The sequence below is a fragment of the Sphingorhabdus sp. genome (assembly GCF_044354325.1).
GTDB lineage: Bacteria > Pseudomonadota > Alphaproteobacteria > Sphingomonadales > Sphingomonadaceae > Sphingorhabdus_B.
Map to the genome: position 1 here is coordinate 1 of NZ_JBILAF010000012.1, position 14,301 is coordinate 14,301.

The 14,301-nt window shown below is 54.2% G+C and carries 17 protein-coding genes, 1 tRNA gene and 1 pseudogene; 11 read left to right on the plus strand and 8 right to left on the minus strand.

The window, feature by feature from the left end; all coding sequences use genetic code 11:
- The 3 genes from ACIQ0G_RS02220 to ACIQ0G_RS02230 form a co-directional block, all read left to right on the plus strand.
- On the plus strand, positions 1 to 712 hold a 712-nt coding region (locus tag ACIQ0G_RS02220), incomplete at its 5' end, for a tyrosine-type recombinase/integrase (protein WP_397576492.1).
- Positions 709 to 1,653: an acetyl-CoA carboxylase carboxyltransferase subunit alpha gene (locus ACIQ0G_RS02225; protein WP_397576493.1), complete on the plus strand. Its 945-nt coding sequence runs from the start codon at positions 709 to 711 to the stop codon at positions 1,651 to 1,653. The genes ACIQ0G_RS02220 and ACIQ0G_RS02225, both read left to right, overlap by 4 nt.
- A gap of 100 nt (positions 1,654 to 1,753) precedes the next feature.
- A complete protein-coding gene (locus ACIQ0G_RS02230; RefSeq protein WP_397576494.1) occupies positions 1,754 to 3,247 on the plus strand; it encodes a M48 family metalloprotease in 1,494 nt (497 codons plus the stop codon).
- 65 nt (positions 3,248 to 3,312) lie between these two features.
- On the opposite strand, the gene ACIQ0G_RS02235 is transcribed toward ACIQ0G_RS02230, so the two are convergent.
- Positions 3,313 to 3,480, minus strand: coding sequence for a Flp family type IVb pilin (locus tag ACIQ0G_RS02235; protein WP_397576495.1), 168 nt, complete (start codon positions 3,478 to 3,480; stop codon positions 3,313 to 3,315).
- A gap of 109 nt (positions 3,481 to 3,589) precedes the next feature.
- A complete protein-coding gene (locus ACIQ0G_RS02240) occupies positions 3,590 to 3,796 on the minus strand; it encodes a Flp family type IVb pilin (protein ID WP_397576496.1) in 207 nt (68 codons plus the stop codon).
- 50 nt (positions 3,797 to 3,846) lie between these two features.
- Here ACIQ0G_RS02240 and ACIQ0G_RS02245 point away from each other — a divergent pair, with 50 nt between their 5' ends.
- Positions 3,847 to 4,254 (plus strand): (deoxy)nucleoside triphosphate pyrophosphohydrolase, encoded by a 408-nt coding sequence (locus tag ACIQ0G_RS02245; RefSeq protein WP_397576497.1) that lies wholly within the window; start codon positions 3,847 to 3,849, stop codon positions 4,252 to 4,254.
- Here the strand turns inward: ACIQ0G_RS02245 and ACIQ0G_RS02250 are convergent.
- Positions 4,251 to 5,111, minus strand: a complete 861-nt coding sequence (locus tag ACIQ0G_RS02250) for a class I SAM-dependent methyltransferase (protein WP_397576498.1) — start codon at positions 5,109 to 5,111, stop codon at positions 4,251 to 4,253. The genes ACIQ0G_RS02245 and ACIQ0G_RS02250 overlap by 4 nt on opposite strands.
- A 161-nt stretch (positions 5,112 to 5,272) precedes the next feature.
- Between ACIQ0G_RS02250 and ACIQ0G_RS02255 the strand changes: the two genes are divergently transcribed.
- From ACIQ0G_RS02255 to ACIQ0G_RS02270, 4 genes are all read left to right on the plus strand, one after another.
- A complete protein-coding gene (locus tag ACIQ0G_RS02255; RefSeq protein WP_397576499.1) occupies positions 5,273 to 5,899 on the plus strand; it encodes a ComF family protein in 627 nt (208 codons plus the stop codon).
- A gap of 48 nt (positions 5,900 to 5,947) precedes the next feature.
- A complete protein-coding gene (gene grxC / locus ACIQ0G_RS02260; protein ID WP_397576500.1) occupies positions 5,948 to 6,217 on the plus strand; it encodes a glutaredoxin 3 in 270 nt (89 codons plus the stop codon).
- Positions 6,217 to 6,705 carry a DUF1178 family protein gene (locus tag ACIQ0G_RS02265; RefSeq protein WP_397576501.1) on the plus strand — a complete coding sequence of 163 codons (489 nt, stop codon included), beginning with the start codon at positions 6,217 to 6,219 and terminating at the stop codon, positions 6,703 to 6,705. Before grxC ends, ACIQ0G_RS02265 begins: the two co-directional genes overlap by 1 nt.
- 35 nt (positions 6,706 to 6,740) lie before the next feature.
- A tRNA-Arg gene (locus ACIQ0G_RS02270) sits at positions 6,741 to 6,817 on the plus strand.
- 1,231 nt (positions 6,818 to 8,048) lie between these two features.
- Here ACIQ0G_RS02270 and ACIQ0G_RS02275 read toward each other — a convergent pair.
- From ACIQ0G_RS02275 to ACIQ0G_RS02290, 4 genes and pseudogenes are all read right to left on the minus strand, one after another.
- Positions 8,049 to 8,708 (minus strand): annotated as a pseudogene (locus tag ACIQ0G_RS02275) (alpha/beta hydrolase family protein); the annotation flags it as partial.
- 123 nt (positions 8,709 to 8,831) lie between these two features.
- Complete coding sequence (locus ACIQ0G_RS02280; protein ID WP_397576502.1) at positions 8,832 to 9,089, minus strand: hypothetical protein; 258 nt, start codon at positions 9,087 to 9,089, stop codon at positions 8,832 to 8,834.
- A gap of 71 nt (positions 9,090 to 9,160) precedes the next feature.
- Complete coding sequence (locus ACIQ0G_RS02285) at positions 9,161 to 9,574, minus strand: holin family protein (protein ID WP_397576503.1); 414 nt, start codon at positions 9,572 to 9,574, stop codon at positions 9,161 to 9,163.
- A gap of 18 nt (positions 9,575 to 9,592) precedes the next feature.
- The gene (locus ACIQ0G_RS02290) at positions 9,593 to 10,135 is read right to left on the minus strand and encodes a glycoside hydrolase family 108 protein (RefSeq protein ID WP_397576504.1); all 543 of its coding nucleotides are present in this window, start codon (positions 10,133 to 10,135) and stop codon (positions 9,593 to 9,595) included.
- A 327-nt stretch (positions 10,136 to 10,462) separates the two neighbouring features.
- Between ACIQ0G_RS02290 and ACIQ0G_RS02295 the strand changes: the two genes are divergently transcribed.
- The gene (locus ACIQ0G_RS02295) at positions 10,463 to 10,921 is read left to right on the plus strand and encodes a response regulator (RefSeq protein WP_397576505.1); all 459 of its coding nucleotides are present in this window, start codon (positions 10,463 to 10,465) and stop codon (positions 10,919 to 10,921) included.
- 129 nt (positions 10,922 to 11,050) lie between these two features.
- Here the strand turns inward: ACIQ0G_RS02295 and ACIQ0G_RS02300 are convergent, their stop codons facing one another.
- Positions 11,051 to 12,541: an HWE histidine kinase domain-containing protein gene (locus ACIQ0G_RS02300; RefSeq protein WP_397576506.1), complete on the minus strand. Its 1,491-nt coding sequence runs from the start codon at positions 12,539 to 12,541 to the stop codon at positions 11,051 to 11,053.
- A gap of 420 nt (positions 12,542 to 12,961) precedes the next feature.
- Here ACIQ0G_RS02300 and ACIQ0G_RS02305 point away from each other — a divergent pair, with 420 nt between their 5' ends.
- Positions 12,962 to 13,585, plus strand: coding sequence for a helix-turn-helix transcriptional regulator (locus tag ACIQ0G_RS02305; protein WP_397576507.1), 624 nt, complete (start codon positions 12,962 to 12,964; stop codon positions 13,583 to 13,585).
- A 117-nt stretch (positions 13,586 to 13,702) separates the two neighbouring features.
- A complete protein-coding gene (locus ACIQ0G_RS02310) occupies positions 13,703 to 14,266 on the plus strand; it encodes a hypothetical protein (protein ID WP_397576508.1) in 564 nt (187 codons plus the stop codon).
- Positions 14,267 to 14,301: the final 35 nt, after the last annotated feature.

Sequence of the window (14,301 nt, forward strand, 5' to 3'; positions counted from 1 at the left end):
ATCGGTGCTCCGGCGCTTTTTCGGTTTTTTGCATGAGGAGGGTTTTCGCGATGATAATCCGTCCGCCGCTTTGCCCAAGCCGTCGCAAGTGCGCGCGCTACCGAAAATCCTTGATACAAAAGAGGTCGATCTTTTGTTCGCCGCAATCGAGGCGAAGCTTACGCAGCCCGCGCCTGCCTCCACCGACTATCGGCTCTCCGCCTTGATTGAGTTACTTTACGGTTCCGGTTTGCGTGCGACCGAGCTGGTGGCGCTGCCGCGCAGTGCAATCGTGTCGGACAAGCCGTTCATCATCGTCAAGGGTAAGGGCGCGAAGGAACGGATGGTGCCCATTTCAAATCGTGCGCGGCAGGCGGTGGGGGCATGGCTTGCGTTCGTACCGGAAAAATCGCGTTTTTTGTTTCCGTCGCGTACCGGGCATATCAGCCGCATAAGGCTGTTCCAGATTATCAAGGCGCTCGCCGCTGAGGCCGGTTTAGATCCGGCCAAGGTGAGCCCCCATGTCCTGCGGCATGCCTTTGCAACGCATCTTTTGGCGGGCGGTGCGAACCTTCGGGCGCTTCAGGCGATGTTGGGCCATGTCGATATCGCCACGACGCAAATTTACACGCATGTGGACAGCAGCCGTCTGGTGGAGTTGGTCAACCGCAGGCACCCGCTGGCAATGCGCACGTTGACCCGTGGCGCGACAGGCTCTAACCGGCAATCATGATGGTATATCTTGAATTCGAAAAACCTGTCGCCGCTTTGGAAGCACGTATTATTGAACTGCAGGATGCAGCGCGCGAAAGCGACGTCGACGTCAGCGCCGAAATTGGCAAGCTGCGCGACAAAGCGGACAAGCAGCTTAAGGACACCTACGCAAACCTGACCGCGTGGCAGAAAACGCAGGTCGCGCGCCATCCTGAACGGCCGCATTTTAAAGATTTCATCGCGTCGATTTTTGAAGATTTCATGCCCTTGGCCGGCGACCGCGCCTTTGGCGATGATCAGGCCATTATCGGCGGGCTCGCCCGACTCAACGGCCGGCGCGTCATGGTCATTGGCCATGAAAAGGGTGATGACACGCAAAGCCGTCTTCGCCATAATTTCGGTATGGGGAAGCCAGAAGGCTATCGCAAAGCCATAAGGCTGATGGAACTTGCCGACCGGTTCGGTATTCCGGTGGTGAGCCTCGTCGATACATCGGGTGCGTTTCCGGGTATTCAGGCCGAAGAGCGCGGACAGGCCGAAGCCATCGCCCGCTCCACAGAAAAATGCCTCGCGCTTGGCGTGCCGATGATCGCCTGCATCGTGGGTGAGGGCGGTTCGGGCGGCGCTGTCGCACTTGCGGCTGCAGACCGCATCTTGATGTTTGAATATGCCGTATACTCCGTCATTTCCCCAGAAGGCTGCGCATCGATCCTATGGCGGACCGGCGACAAGGCGGCGGATGCTGCGCAGGCCATGAAAATGACGGCCGATGATTTGAAAGCGCTTCGGATTATCGACCGAATCGTCAAAGAACCCATGGGCGGTGCGCATCGCGACCATGCGCTTGCGGCTGCATCGCTTGCGAAGGCGATTGATGAGGAAATTGCTGCGCTCTCCGCCTTTTCGTCGAAAGAGCTTCTACAGCAACGCCGGGCAAAATTCTTAGCGATGGGTGCGTAAGCCTATTTAGTTGTTGCACGGTTTGCAGCGGCACAAGAATTTACGTCGGTGCGCAAGATAATGTGATAAATTAGGTTTTCCTGATTTTAGGAGGACATGGATGCGCAATTCGAAAATTATCATGGCTACTGGCGCGGCAATCCTTGGATTGACGGCAATGGTTGGCAGTCTTCCGGCAGATGCAAAAACGAAGCAGCCCGCCGCGCCACGCGCATTCACCGCCCAAGAAAAGGCAGAGGGCGCGAAATATCACACCGAAATTCTGAAAGAATTTGGCAGTCCGATGCAGAGCCCACAGACGGCCTATGTTGTGCGCGTTGGCAAAAACATTGCGGCGCAATCCGGCCTTGGCAATTCGCAGGATGATTTTAACGTCACCTTGCTGAATTCGTCCGTGAACAACGCTTTCGCGCTTCCGGGCGGCTATGTTTACATCACACGCCAACTGGTTGCCTTGTGCAATAGCGAGGCAGAGATGGCGGGCGTATTGGGCCATGAAGTCGGACACACTGCCGCGCGCCACAGCGAAAAGCGCCAGAGTAACGCTACATTTGCCAACATATTGGGCATAGGCGGCACGATTTTGGGTTCAGTGCTTGGCGATTCCGCTGGATGGCTTGGCGCTGTCGGCGCTGGGCTTAAGCAATATGCGGGTCCGCTGGCACAAGTTTTCAGCCTAAAATATTCGCGGACACAGGAAGAAGAGGCTGATGACTTCGGCATCCGCTATCTGAGTAAGGCCGGCTATGACCCAAGCGCATTATCATCGATGCTGAATGCGTTGGCATTGCAGACAAGCCTTGATTCGCGGGTCGCTGGACTTGGTGACAATGCGGTGCCCGAATGGGCGAGTACGCACCCCGATCCCGCGCGGCGTGTTGTCCGTGCGGTCACGCGATCAAAATCCTATCCGGCGAGCAATGTGCGCAACGCCGACGCCCACTTCGCCGCCATTGACGGCATGCTCTATGGTGACGATCCGGACCAAGGCGTCATTGAGGGGCAGGCATTCATCCATCCGCAATTAAAAATGCGGTTCACCGCGCCAACCGGTTTTGGCATGCAAAACGGAAATGAAGCCGTCTCCATAAACGGCAACACGGGCAAGGCGATGTTCACATCCGCAGCGTTCGACGGCAATCGTGATGCTTATGTCAGCAATGCGTTTAAATCTGTTGCCGGCAAGAACATGACCATTCCAGTCCGCGATATCGGCAAGACAACGGTTAATGGCATCCCGGCATTTTACGCCCGCAGCGTCGTCAATACGCAGCAGGGGCAGCGCGCCGTGTCTGTCTATGCCTATGAATGGTCGCCCGGAACCGCATTTCATTTTGTGACAATTACCGCCGCCAATGCACGACCGTTTGACGGCATGTTTGAAAGCATGTCCCGATTGAGCAATGCGCAAGCAGCAGAGGTGAAACCGCGCACATTACGCGTCGTGACGGTGGCGCGCACAGACACTGTGGCGTCGCTGGCAAAGCGTATGGCTTACCCGTCGCTGCAGACCGATCGATTTCTTGCGCTGAATGGCCTGACCTTCAATGCAGCGTTGCGTCCGGGGCAGAGGGTGAAGATTGTCACATATTAAATAAAAAGGGCGGGAACCGTGAAGTTCCCGCCCTTTTTTAATTGTTCAGGCTTGGCGCCTGAATATTAAGTGACGTTCAGTTTATTGCCGACGTTGGTAAATTGGGTGTTCAGGGCGGCACCGAGGCTGCGCATTCCAACCATTGCAGCAACTGCAACCAAGGCTGCGATCAAGCCATATTCAATTGCAGTCGCGCCGTTTTCACGCTTAAAGATTTTCTTGATAAATTTCATCTTAGGTCTCCTGTTATTAATTTATTCACCCGGGCGGTTTTGTAGATATTAACCGTCATCAGCGTGTACATCATCAATGGTTACTAATTAGTTTATATGTATGTTAAATCTAAGAGGTTGATAGCTCAGTGGACACTTTATTCCCAATATCCTGTATTCCGTTTGCAACGGTCCCGAGAGAAGCCATCACTGCGATAATGATCAACGCCACGATCAAACTATATTCCACTGCCGTCGCCCCTTGGTCGCATTTTTGAATGAGTCGAATGAGTTCCAACATTTTATTGGTCCCCCTTCGATCCTTGGTTGCGGGCATCCGGAAAATCCCACACAAGGGTTAATAAAAGCTTGCAACATGATGAGATTATGGAAAAAAATCTGACAACATTGTTCGTTGTTGCCGCGGCATTAACCAACGAGAGCGGCGCGATTCTCCTGCAAAAGCGTCCGGACCATGCCTCTATGGGTGGGTTGTGGGAGTTCCCGGGTGGCAAGGTCGAACCGGGTGAAACGCCCGAAGCTGCGCTTGCACGGGAGCTGTTTGAAGAGCTTGGGATCTCCGTAAGCCCTCAAGACCTTTTACCCGAAACCTTTGCAAGCGAGCCATTGGGCGGCCGACATTTGCTGCTGTTATTGTATAGATGCGTGACGTGGGAAGGCACGCCCACGCCGCATTTTGCGTCTGAAATTGCATGGGTGCATCCAAACGACATGGCTGCGCTGCCAATGCCGCCCGCGGATTATCCGCTCGTTGAACGGCTTAAACGCATTTAATTTTCGGGATTTTTGGACAGTATATCGGCAAGCGAAACTTGCGCACTTCCCCTTTTGGCTGGGCGGGGTTGATTTTCAGACGGCGCCCAACCGCTCAGGAACAGATGCGTGAAATATTCCGGCACTTTGCCATGGGCGTCTGCGCGTGCCGCAAAAAGCCGGTCCAGCCGATTGATGACGTTCTTGCCGAGATATGCCCGCGGTCCGGCCAAGGCATTGCCTATCCCGGCATCGCGCACATCAGACACTATGCCGCGCCAGTTGCTATACCGCACCTCCGTCACGTCCTGATCCGCAACGGGCAAGGCAAACCCGGCGCGCACGATCAAATCGGCCGCGCTGCGCAAGTCGATTTGCGGGTGCATATGTGGCCGAACCTGATCGGCGTCAGATTCCAGAAACATTGATTTCAATGTGGCCAGCGTCCCTGCGCCAAACATATGGCCGAGAAACAATCCATCCGGTTTGAGTGTCCGCCGGATTTGGATAAGCGCGCCGGGCAGATCGTTAACGCTGTCCAAGGTGCCAGCCGAGATAACCAGATCGAACGATGCAGGCGGAAAGCGCAGGCGGTCCTCTTCACATCCGTTCTGTGTGTCTTCAGCGCCGCCTAATGATATCAACGGCATATGCGTGCAACGCATGTCCGCAGGCAGAATGTCCTTCTGCCACTGCGCAATCGGTCCAATAATCAACGCATGTTCGAACGCGCGCGTCACAAATCTCAGCCGTTCGCCAAGATCCTGCGCAATATGGCGCCACAGAAATTGATCGCCCTGACGCCGTGATGCACGCTCACGCAGCGCGCGGCGGCGCTGACGGTCAAATATTTCAGGCGGGTTGGTCTCGCTGGTCATTTCGGCCTTGTGCAGACACTGGCTTTATCCGACAAGTCTTCATGGCCATCACCCGCCACATTTTCCGTGCTGCGCTCAATTGGGCGCTGCCCGAACGCTGCCCATGCTGCGGCACGATAACGCCCGCTGGCGGACCATTTTGCGTTGATTGCTGGTAACAATTGCAGTTTCTTGCCCCGCCATGGTGCCATGGATGCGCAACGCCATTTGAATATGACCGAGGTGCGGATAGCTATTGCGCAGCATGTCTGGTCAAGCCACCCAAGCATGACGGCATTCGCGCCGCGGTGAAATATGACGACCTGTCTGCAAAGGTCGCACTCCGGCAAAAATATAGCGGAAAGATCGGATTGGCCCGCGTGATTGCGCAGCAGCTGGTTCGCCATTTGCCCGAGGATCGAGACAATATCATCATCACTCCTGTTCCTTTGCATTGGACGCGCATGTGGTCGCGCAGCTTCAATCAGTCCGCGTTGATCGGCCGCGCGCTCTCGGCGCAAAGCGGCATCGCTTTTGTCCCTGACATACTCGTCCGGCACAAACGCACGCCGAGCATGCGTGGCCTAAATGCCAAGGGCCGCCGTAAAGCCGTTGGGCAGGCATTTTCCGTGCATCCCAAATGGAAGGGCCGATTAAAGGGCAGCCACATCATTCTGATCGACGATGTCCTGACCACCGGTGCGACGAGTGATGGCTGCATATCGGTTTTGAAACGAAGTGGTGCGTCGTGGATTCAGCTGTTCTGCTGGGCACGTGCCTTGCGCGGAGAAAGCGTAGAGCAAAAGTAACTGCTCTGGATGCTTGACTTGATGGCGGCTGGGCACCATTTCACTTTTATGACCGCAAAAGTTGAAATCTACACCAAATTCGCATGCCCTTATTGTGTCCGTGCCAAGCAATTGCTCGACGGCAAGGGCGTCCAATATACCGAATATGACATAAGCATGGGTGGCGCAAAGCGCGACGAAATGGTGGCGCGTGTGCCCGGTGCGCAGACGGTGCCGCAAATCCTGATCAATGATACGCCAATAGGCGGCTCTGATGATTTGCGCGCATTGGAAAATCAAGGGAAGCTCGACGCGTTGCTAGGGCCGCGCGGGGCATAATGATCGCGTTTGACCTGAATTGCAGCAACGGACATCGTTTCGAAGGCTGGTTTGCGTCATCCGAAGATTATTCCAAGCAGCAATCGTCCGGGCTGCTGGCCTGTCCGGTGTGTAATGACATAGCGGTGCAAAAGGCGCTGTCCGTGCCGCATGTGCCCAAAAAGGGCAATCAACGCAGCGTGCCGGTTCCTATCGCCGATGTAGCCGCGCCAACCGCCGCAGCTGAACCTTCGAAAACCGAAGCGCTGCCGCCCGCAGTTGTTGAGTTTGTTCAAAAGCTTGCCGTTGCGCAAACCGAGATGCTGAAACAATCGCAATGGGTCGGCAGCCAGTTTGCCGAAGCCGCCCGCGCGATCCATTATGGCGAAGAAGCAGATCGCATCATCCACGGCGAAACAAGCGCCGATGAAGCCAAGGCATTGATGGAGGAAGGTGTGCAGGTTGCCCCGCTCCTTTTTCCAGTCGTGCCACCTTCTGCTAAAAATTGACCACCCGATAGCGCGCAGCTATGGCTTGCGCCGCAGCACCCATAGCTCAGCAGGATAGAGCATCAGATTCCTAATCTGGGGGCCACTGGTTCGAATCCAGTTGGGTGCACCATATTTTGGCTTTATTTGGAGGTTGCCTAACGTTCCATGGCTATCAGTTTGCGTGCATCAGATCAGATTTGCGTCGCTGTTCCGGCAACGGCGTACAGTGTCACCAAAATTCCGGCGATCAGCCCGCCCGAACGATAGCTGCCCGTGCGTTGCCACGTGAATGTTGCGATGATGGCGATCGCAATAAGGACGGGTACAAACTGGATCGCAATGACGGTGCTGAGCGGATCAAATGCCGTAATCAGCGAACCGGTCATGAACAGCAGGCCGTAAATGACGCCCAACAACATTATGAAGCCCGTGGTGAGCTTGCATATTGCCGCCAGATAACGCTGCCCGGCGCTGTCACTGCGGACTGTTGCGTTGGCCAGTGACTTGGTTGTCACCAAAAAGGCGAGGGTAAGCGGCACGATGTAGATCGCGGCAATCCCCCATTGCCTTGCACTTGGCAACTTGACCGCGACGACCCAAAGCCGAAAGTCGGTCAGGAACAGCATATCGACGAGCAAGAGCGCGGCATAGCCAGCCGCCACCGTCGCCAGAGCTAACAATATGGATTTAAGCCAGTTGGATTGATGCGTGGCAATGCGGTGTCCCATCATGCGACCGATCAAAAGGCTCACACCAGCGCTGGTTACAGCCCAAAGTGTGATTTGCGTGGTGACCGCTTGCGGGAGCCATTGCGACGCCGGAAGAAGAAGATAGGCGGCAATGAATGTCGGAAAGAATAACAGAGCGGGAAGCCCGGTGCTTAACGCGAAGTCTTTCCACCACGCGCGATCGCGTTCTGCCGACGGAGGGACCGGCGCGCCCTTCACCGACGCGAATAGGGGTAATCGGACAAGCGCATCAAACGCGCCGAGCATAATCATCACAAAACCGACAAGGCCAATGCCCGTACCCAATTCTTTCCAATACCATATTTGATCGTTTGCCGGTTTGGGCGTGCCACCGGTCAGCGTGGTTCCAAACCAATCAATCGCGTGTCCAATGGCTGCCGTGGATGCATGGTCACCCGGATGTGTTGTTGCCGGATGATAAAGCTTGCGCGCGGTTCCGTCCGCAACGCTGCCATATAACCGGTTTCCGACAACAGGCGCCTTCGTGCCAAACAATGTTTGCAGCTTGCTGCTTTTCGCGACATCCTGCGCACGGGCAACGCCCCACATCAAGTTCGAAAACTCGTCGTAGCGGCTGAAAACCACAGCAATATTGCGTGGCCAGTTGGGCGATCCTTCCTGCGCGAAAGGCGCGCCGGTGGATGACCCCTCCAGAACCATTGACGCATAAGCGTTGGGCATGGCAGCGGCCGCGGCAAGCACTGCCCAGCCGCCCATGCTGTGTCCTTCCAGTCCGATTTGATCAACATCGACCATCGGCAAAGACCGCAAATATTTCAAACCATCAGGGCCGCCAAAGCCGTTTGAGAATGCCGGCCCCTGACTGTAGCCATGGCCGGTTTGATCGAGGGACAAAACCACATAGCCCCTGCGCGCAAATTCAATCGCAAAACCGTCCTGCGTCTCGCGCGAGTTTATGTAACCGTGGACGGTAACTATGCCCGGCGCGGGTGTCGCTGGCGTGGCGTTTCTGGGGACATAGAGCAAAGCGCTCATGACTGTCCCATTGGTGCCTTTAAACCTTATATCGCGCACGATTGTGCCATCTGCCGTTCGAACGCTTTGGGCGAGAAACGCGCCCGCCAGAACGATCGCCAATCCGATCAGGATCAACCACCAGCGCGGTTTTGTGCTTATGGCGTGGCCCATGTTTTCATGTGTGACTGACACCCGCAATACCCCCCGCCCGAATTTGCTTTTTCCGACTGTATGGCGACGCCGTTTGCGATGCAACTGTTCGCGATGCGCGGCGATGCGCTGGCGCGGCAACATGGTTTAGACCCCGCAAGAACCCTGGCGTCCTTATTTCCTGACTTCGCATAAGGTAAAATGTCACAAAAAGCCCGCCGCTGCACCGGGCAGGGCGGGCTTCATGTGTATTCGGGAAAAAGACTCTTACTTGTCTTCTTCTTCCTTCATTGCATTGTCAGCGGCATCAGCGGTTGCGTCGGCAGCTTCGCCTGCTGCTTCTGCAGTGGCGTCAGCGGCACCTTCAGCAGCAGTCATGGCATTTTCTGCGCCAGCTTCAACAGCTTCGCCAGTTGCTTCGGCTGCTTCGGCGGTTTCTTCAGCTGCCTTTTCGCCAGCTTCGCCGCATGCAGCGAGCGAAATTGTGAACGCGAGAGCGGCAACAGTTGCGACAAGTTTCTTCATATTGGTTCTCCTCAGTCCCATGCATTACAATTGGGTAGTCAGGCGTAACGGATGAAGGCCGTCATACGCAACTATTTTTCCGTGCCCCGGGAAATGCCCCATTGGCGCGCGACGGTGTAACCAAGATAGCCTGTACCAAATAGCGCATATAATGGTTCTGGCAGGCCGTTGAGATAGGCATTCATGCCCGCCGCAATGTTCGCCGCGGTTTCAGGTTGGACGGCGGAAATCAGCCCCATCGGAATAGCCCAGAGCAGCATTGCATACATGATGTATAAAAAGCTTGGCCGCGCTCTGCTTGTCCATGGGTCCGCCGATTGCGCTTCGGCCAAGATGCCCGAAAGCTGGGTTTTTATATTCTCGAGCTCCTGACTGCCCTGCAGTTTAAGCAGTTCAAGCTTGGCGGTATCGCGCGCCTTCGGATCGGGAATGATTTTGTCGATGATGCTGGCAATTGGCCCAATTAATCCGTCAACGAATGCCATAATGAAATCCTTTTTGATTTATCCAATACGGTTCGATAGCCAGCCATACAGAAAGGCTTCCTGTGACGGCCGCGCCTCCGCCAACCGGACATAATGGGCACCCTGCAGCGCATCCATTGCCTTCAGCAGAACATTTTCTGCAGCGCGTCCGCGCTTGTCGAAAAAGGCAGACAGCGCCGACAAAGTTGTCGCACCCATTTTGCGATCCGCCGCAATATCCGCATAGTCGCGCCCATTCCGGTTCAATGCGTTCAACGCGCGTTGCAGAAAGCCCGTTGCCGTTCCCGTGCCCATATTGACGCCGGTATCGAACAATTCCGCCGCCAAATCTGGCGCAATCGCTGCGACATCGGCAAAGCCGGGGGCATGCCAATATATGCGTTTGTACATGGCTGCGGCTTCGGTCCGGGGAAGCTGGGTCATCTTGTCATGATAGCCGTGCCGACGCGCCACCGCCTCGGTAATGCCCCAACGGGTCGGGCCGCCTCTGTCCGCCGGATGATTTACATAGTCGCCTTCACGGGCAATCAGGTCATCAATCAGCGCGTCAATATGTTTCATTGTCGTCGAGCCCTCACTTTCGCAACAATAATAACCAATATGGTTATTTGTAGGAAAGTGAAAAACGCAAAGCCGCAGCGCTGGCGCGTGTGCGGCATTTCCCACGGCTGGAACTTTACCCCTTGCCGTGCATTATTGATCCATATGGTGGCCCCGAAGGTTGTCGACCGTCATCTTTTGACGATCGCGACCTCCTGGGCACCTAGGTTTCCATTACGCATAGCCGCATCGCACCGGTGAAGACGAACCCGAACCAGCGATTGATCCGCCCGAGGGCACGTGCCCCGCATCTCACGCGATGAGACCCTGAGGAGTAGAGGAACGATTATGACGGCGGCAAAAGATAACAAGACGGTTCAAACCCTGATGATTGTCGAGGACGAGGTGCTCGTTTCGATACTTCTCCGGGACGAGTTGCAGAAGGCGGGATACAAGGTACTCGACCTGACGGATAGGCTCGACGCGGCGATGGAAGTCGCGAAAGCTGAAAAGCCGGATCTGGCGTTGGTCAACATCCGGCTGGCCAAAGGTGACGATGGCATCGAACTTTCGAAGCATCTCAAGGGTTTGGGGATACCGGTTTTGCTTATCAGCGGACAGGTCAGCCGGGCGAGCTCAGCCAAAACCGTGGCGATCGGATCGATGCCTAAGCCTTATGATCCCGAGGAGATGTTACTCGCGGTGGCCTACCTCCTCGCGCGCCTGAATGGGGACGACACTTTGCCGAAGCTGCACCAACTCGAAGTGTTTGACGACAGTTGTTTCGATCGCGAACCTGCCGCATAAAGCTGCGTTAACAACCGCGAGATAGGAACGGACATTCCAGCGAGATCCATTTTCCCGGATCGTGCTGTTTACGAACGAAAAGGTACCGAACGTCGTTGATGCGGTGTTCGGGTTGCACTGATCGCCCATTCATTCGCCACTTTCGATGACGTTTTCGATGGGGCAATCAAGCTGCCACGAAAATCCGGTGGAAGAAAAATCGGTTGTGATGCGGGCACCAAGGCTCATCCTGACAACTTCACCCGTCACCGTTGATCCAAAGCCCTTTCTTTGCGGGGCAACGACCGAGGGGCCATCAAATTCATTCCAATTCATCACGAACCGGCCTGACTCTTCACCGGGTTCGTGCTGCCAAGTAATAGCAACACGACCAGAGTCGTTAGATAAAGCGCCATATTTGCTAGCGTTTGTTGTCAATTCGTGAAGCGCCATCCCGATGGTTTGAACCGCGGCGGGTGACAAGTACACCGTGTTACCTCCAAGCGTGATCCGGTTTCCAATCAGGTCCTTAAAATGGTCAAGTTGTGCACGCACCAGATTTTCCAGCGCAACGCTCGTCCAGTTGTTCGCAACAAGTATGTTCTGACTAGCCGATAAAGACTGGATACGCGCGGAAAATTTTCGAACAAACTCTGCATTGGCGCCGCCGCCGGTCTGGTGAGCTACCGACATAACCACGGCGAGCAGGTTCTTCGCACGATGGTTTATCTCGCCCATCAGAAATTGGACATGACTGTCACGATCCTTCTGCTCCGTGACGTCAAGGTTTGTGCCGACGACCCATTGGGTTTGTCCATCAAGATCGGCGCGCGCTATTTCCACCGCGCGAATGTGTCGAATTTTGTTGTCGCCTGTTCGCCGGATGCGAAATTCGCGGGTGCTCGTTCCACATCGGGTAATTGTGTCCTTAAGGACCGCGTCCTGTTCAGCAGCATCATCGGGGTGAACGCGGCCAATGTAGTCACTATATTTCAAGAAACCGTCTACCGTTGGCGACATTCCGTAGATTTCGAACATCGCGTGATCCCAATGGATTCTACCGGATGGGACATGCCATCGCCAAAGTCCAATCCCTGCGGTTTCCGTCGCCAAATGCATTGTTGTTTCGCTGTCTTCAAGGTCAGCAATAGCCTGCTTCTTTTCGGCCATACCCAGCTTCAGCTCATCGAGTATCCGCGCTTTAGCCGTTGCCAAATTCAAAGAAATTTCACGTTCTTTTATCAACTGTTTGTTGGCTGATTGCATCCCATGAACGAGCAACAGATCCGTCCCCACGACGAACACATAGAATGCGAGCGCAACCTCCACGCCATCGGTACTAAATGTTTCGCCGGGGCCGACGAAATAATACCATGCAATTAGTCCGCACAGTACAGCGGACAGGCTGCCAAGTCTGACCCCAAATAGAAACGCTGTTATGATGACTGCCGGGAAAAATGTGATGTAAGGATAGCCCGAAGGAAGCCATGTATCCGCGGCAATTCGAAACAGCCACGCCATGCCCACAATCGCTAAGGTACAAGCCAATCCAAAAATGGGGTTTTGCCCAAATAAGGGAAAACGCTCGGTCCACCGCATTCTGCAGCTGGCGCCATCATATTCCAAAACATTATCCACCATATCCCCCCTCAAAAGTGACCATATCACTTTTCTTCGCCGGGTGATGGATGTTTCCAAAACCAAGTCGCTGCCCGATAAACGCGTGAACGGAGCGTTTGTTCCAAGACCAAGTCGCTTTGATGTGAATCTAGGCTTCTGATCGAAATGCTTCGATATTTCTACGGGTCAAGCCGCCAGATTAAGTCACCGTGGCTGAGGTGCCAGCTGTCGTCGCGCGCAAGCTATTGGCCGTCTGCCTGCTCGTGGGCCCAATATTTCCGGGCTGGCTTGCGCTAAATCACTCTAACGACGCTGCATTTGACCTTGGGTAGTCAACTCTGTGCATTGATGCTGACAGGACATAAACTGGCGACCGGTTGTTACGACCAGAATATCGCTAAATTCCTCCGGAGCCGCAAAGCCTTTTTTGGAGATCGTTCAATGCACGCATTTACCTCGCCGCAATTACAAAATGCTATATCTCTACGTACAGAATTTACGAACGACAGTAGTTCCGCCGGATGGTTCGAGGCGGACAATAGCGCGCACTTTATCACCAATAATAATGGCAAGGTCATGCATGCAAATGCAGCGGCTAGGGCGTTGCTCGATGATGGCCAACTCTGGATCGACAGAGAGGGATGTTTAGCATGGTCACGGCGTTGCAAGTCGGTTCGTGATTTGTTGTCGCGGGCGATCCAAACCGCTGAGGTCCAACGATGCTTGTGTGAAAGCGCGCCGGATCAATGGATAGGCATTTCTGCAACAATGATAAACGAAGCTTGCCGGGATCGTTTTCTGATAAATGTACGTGAAATTCGCCCGACAATGGATGGCGATATGCAATTGATTATTGACCATTTCGGCATCAGCCGGTCCGAGGCCCCCGTTTTATACGGTCTCGCCAAAGCTCTGTGTCCCAAAGAAATTTCTCGTTCCCTCGGGCTTTCTGTCTTTACCATTAGATCGCATATCCGATCAATATATGCGAAGCTTAAAGTTAAGAATGCAGCTGAAGCTCAAAAATTAATACACGCCTTTATATCAGTCATTTCATGTGTGTAAATTAATTAGTCAATATTAGTTAATAACCATATCTATTCATATGAATGTATTCAAAATTTATTGCATTGCTACTTATATTCATCGTCAATTTCGACGATAAATGAAAAGGAAAGTGCAATGTCAATTTCAAAACTATTTGCCTTCGGTTTCGTTGCTTCTGCTGCATTGGCAGGTAGTGCACCGGCTTTTGCTGAAACCTTGACTGTTCAAGGTATTGTCGCTCCCTATTGCAACGTAAATCTCACCAATGTTTCCAGTGGCACCGCTTCGGTTGCAATGGCTGCATCGCAGACTGTAGCAAATCTTCGATTGTCCTGTAATTCGGCGACTGGCACCAAGCTTGTCGTCACGTCGCAGAATGGCGATCTGACGAACCAGGTCGGACCGGTTACCAACCGCATCAACTATGACATGATCCTTGATTCACCGAGCGACGCTGCTTTTGGCATCGCAGCAACCGATACCTATCCCGGAAGCGGCGTCGAGGGTCAGAACAAGTTTACGCGGTCGAACGCTGGCTATACGCAGCCGATAGCAAACGGGATCCCCTTGGTCCTTTCGATGAATCTGAACGTCGCGGTGGATGCGAACAATACACCTACTTCGCAGAACTTCCCGGCGAATGCAGCGCCTGCCGGTACCTATACAGAGGTATTCTCCTTTACGGCCAGTGCCGTCTGACAGGTACGTCAACACAAGGGGTTGCTGGTAAAGCA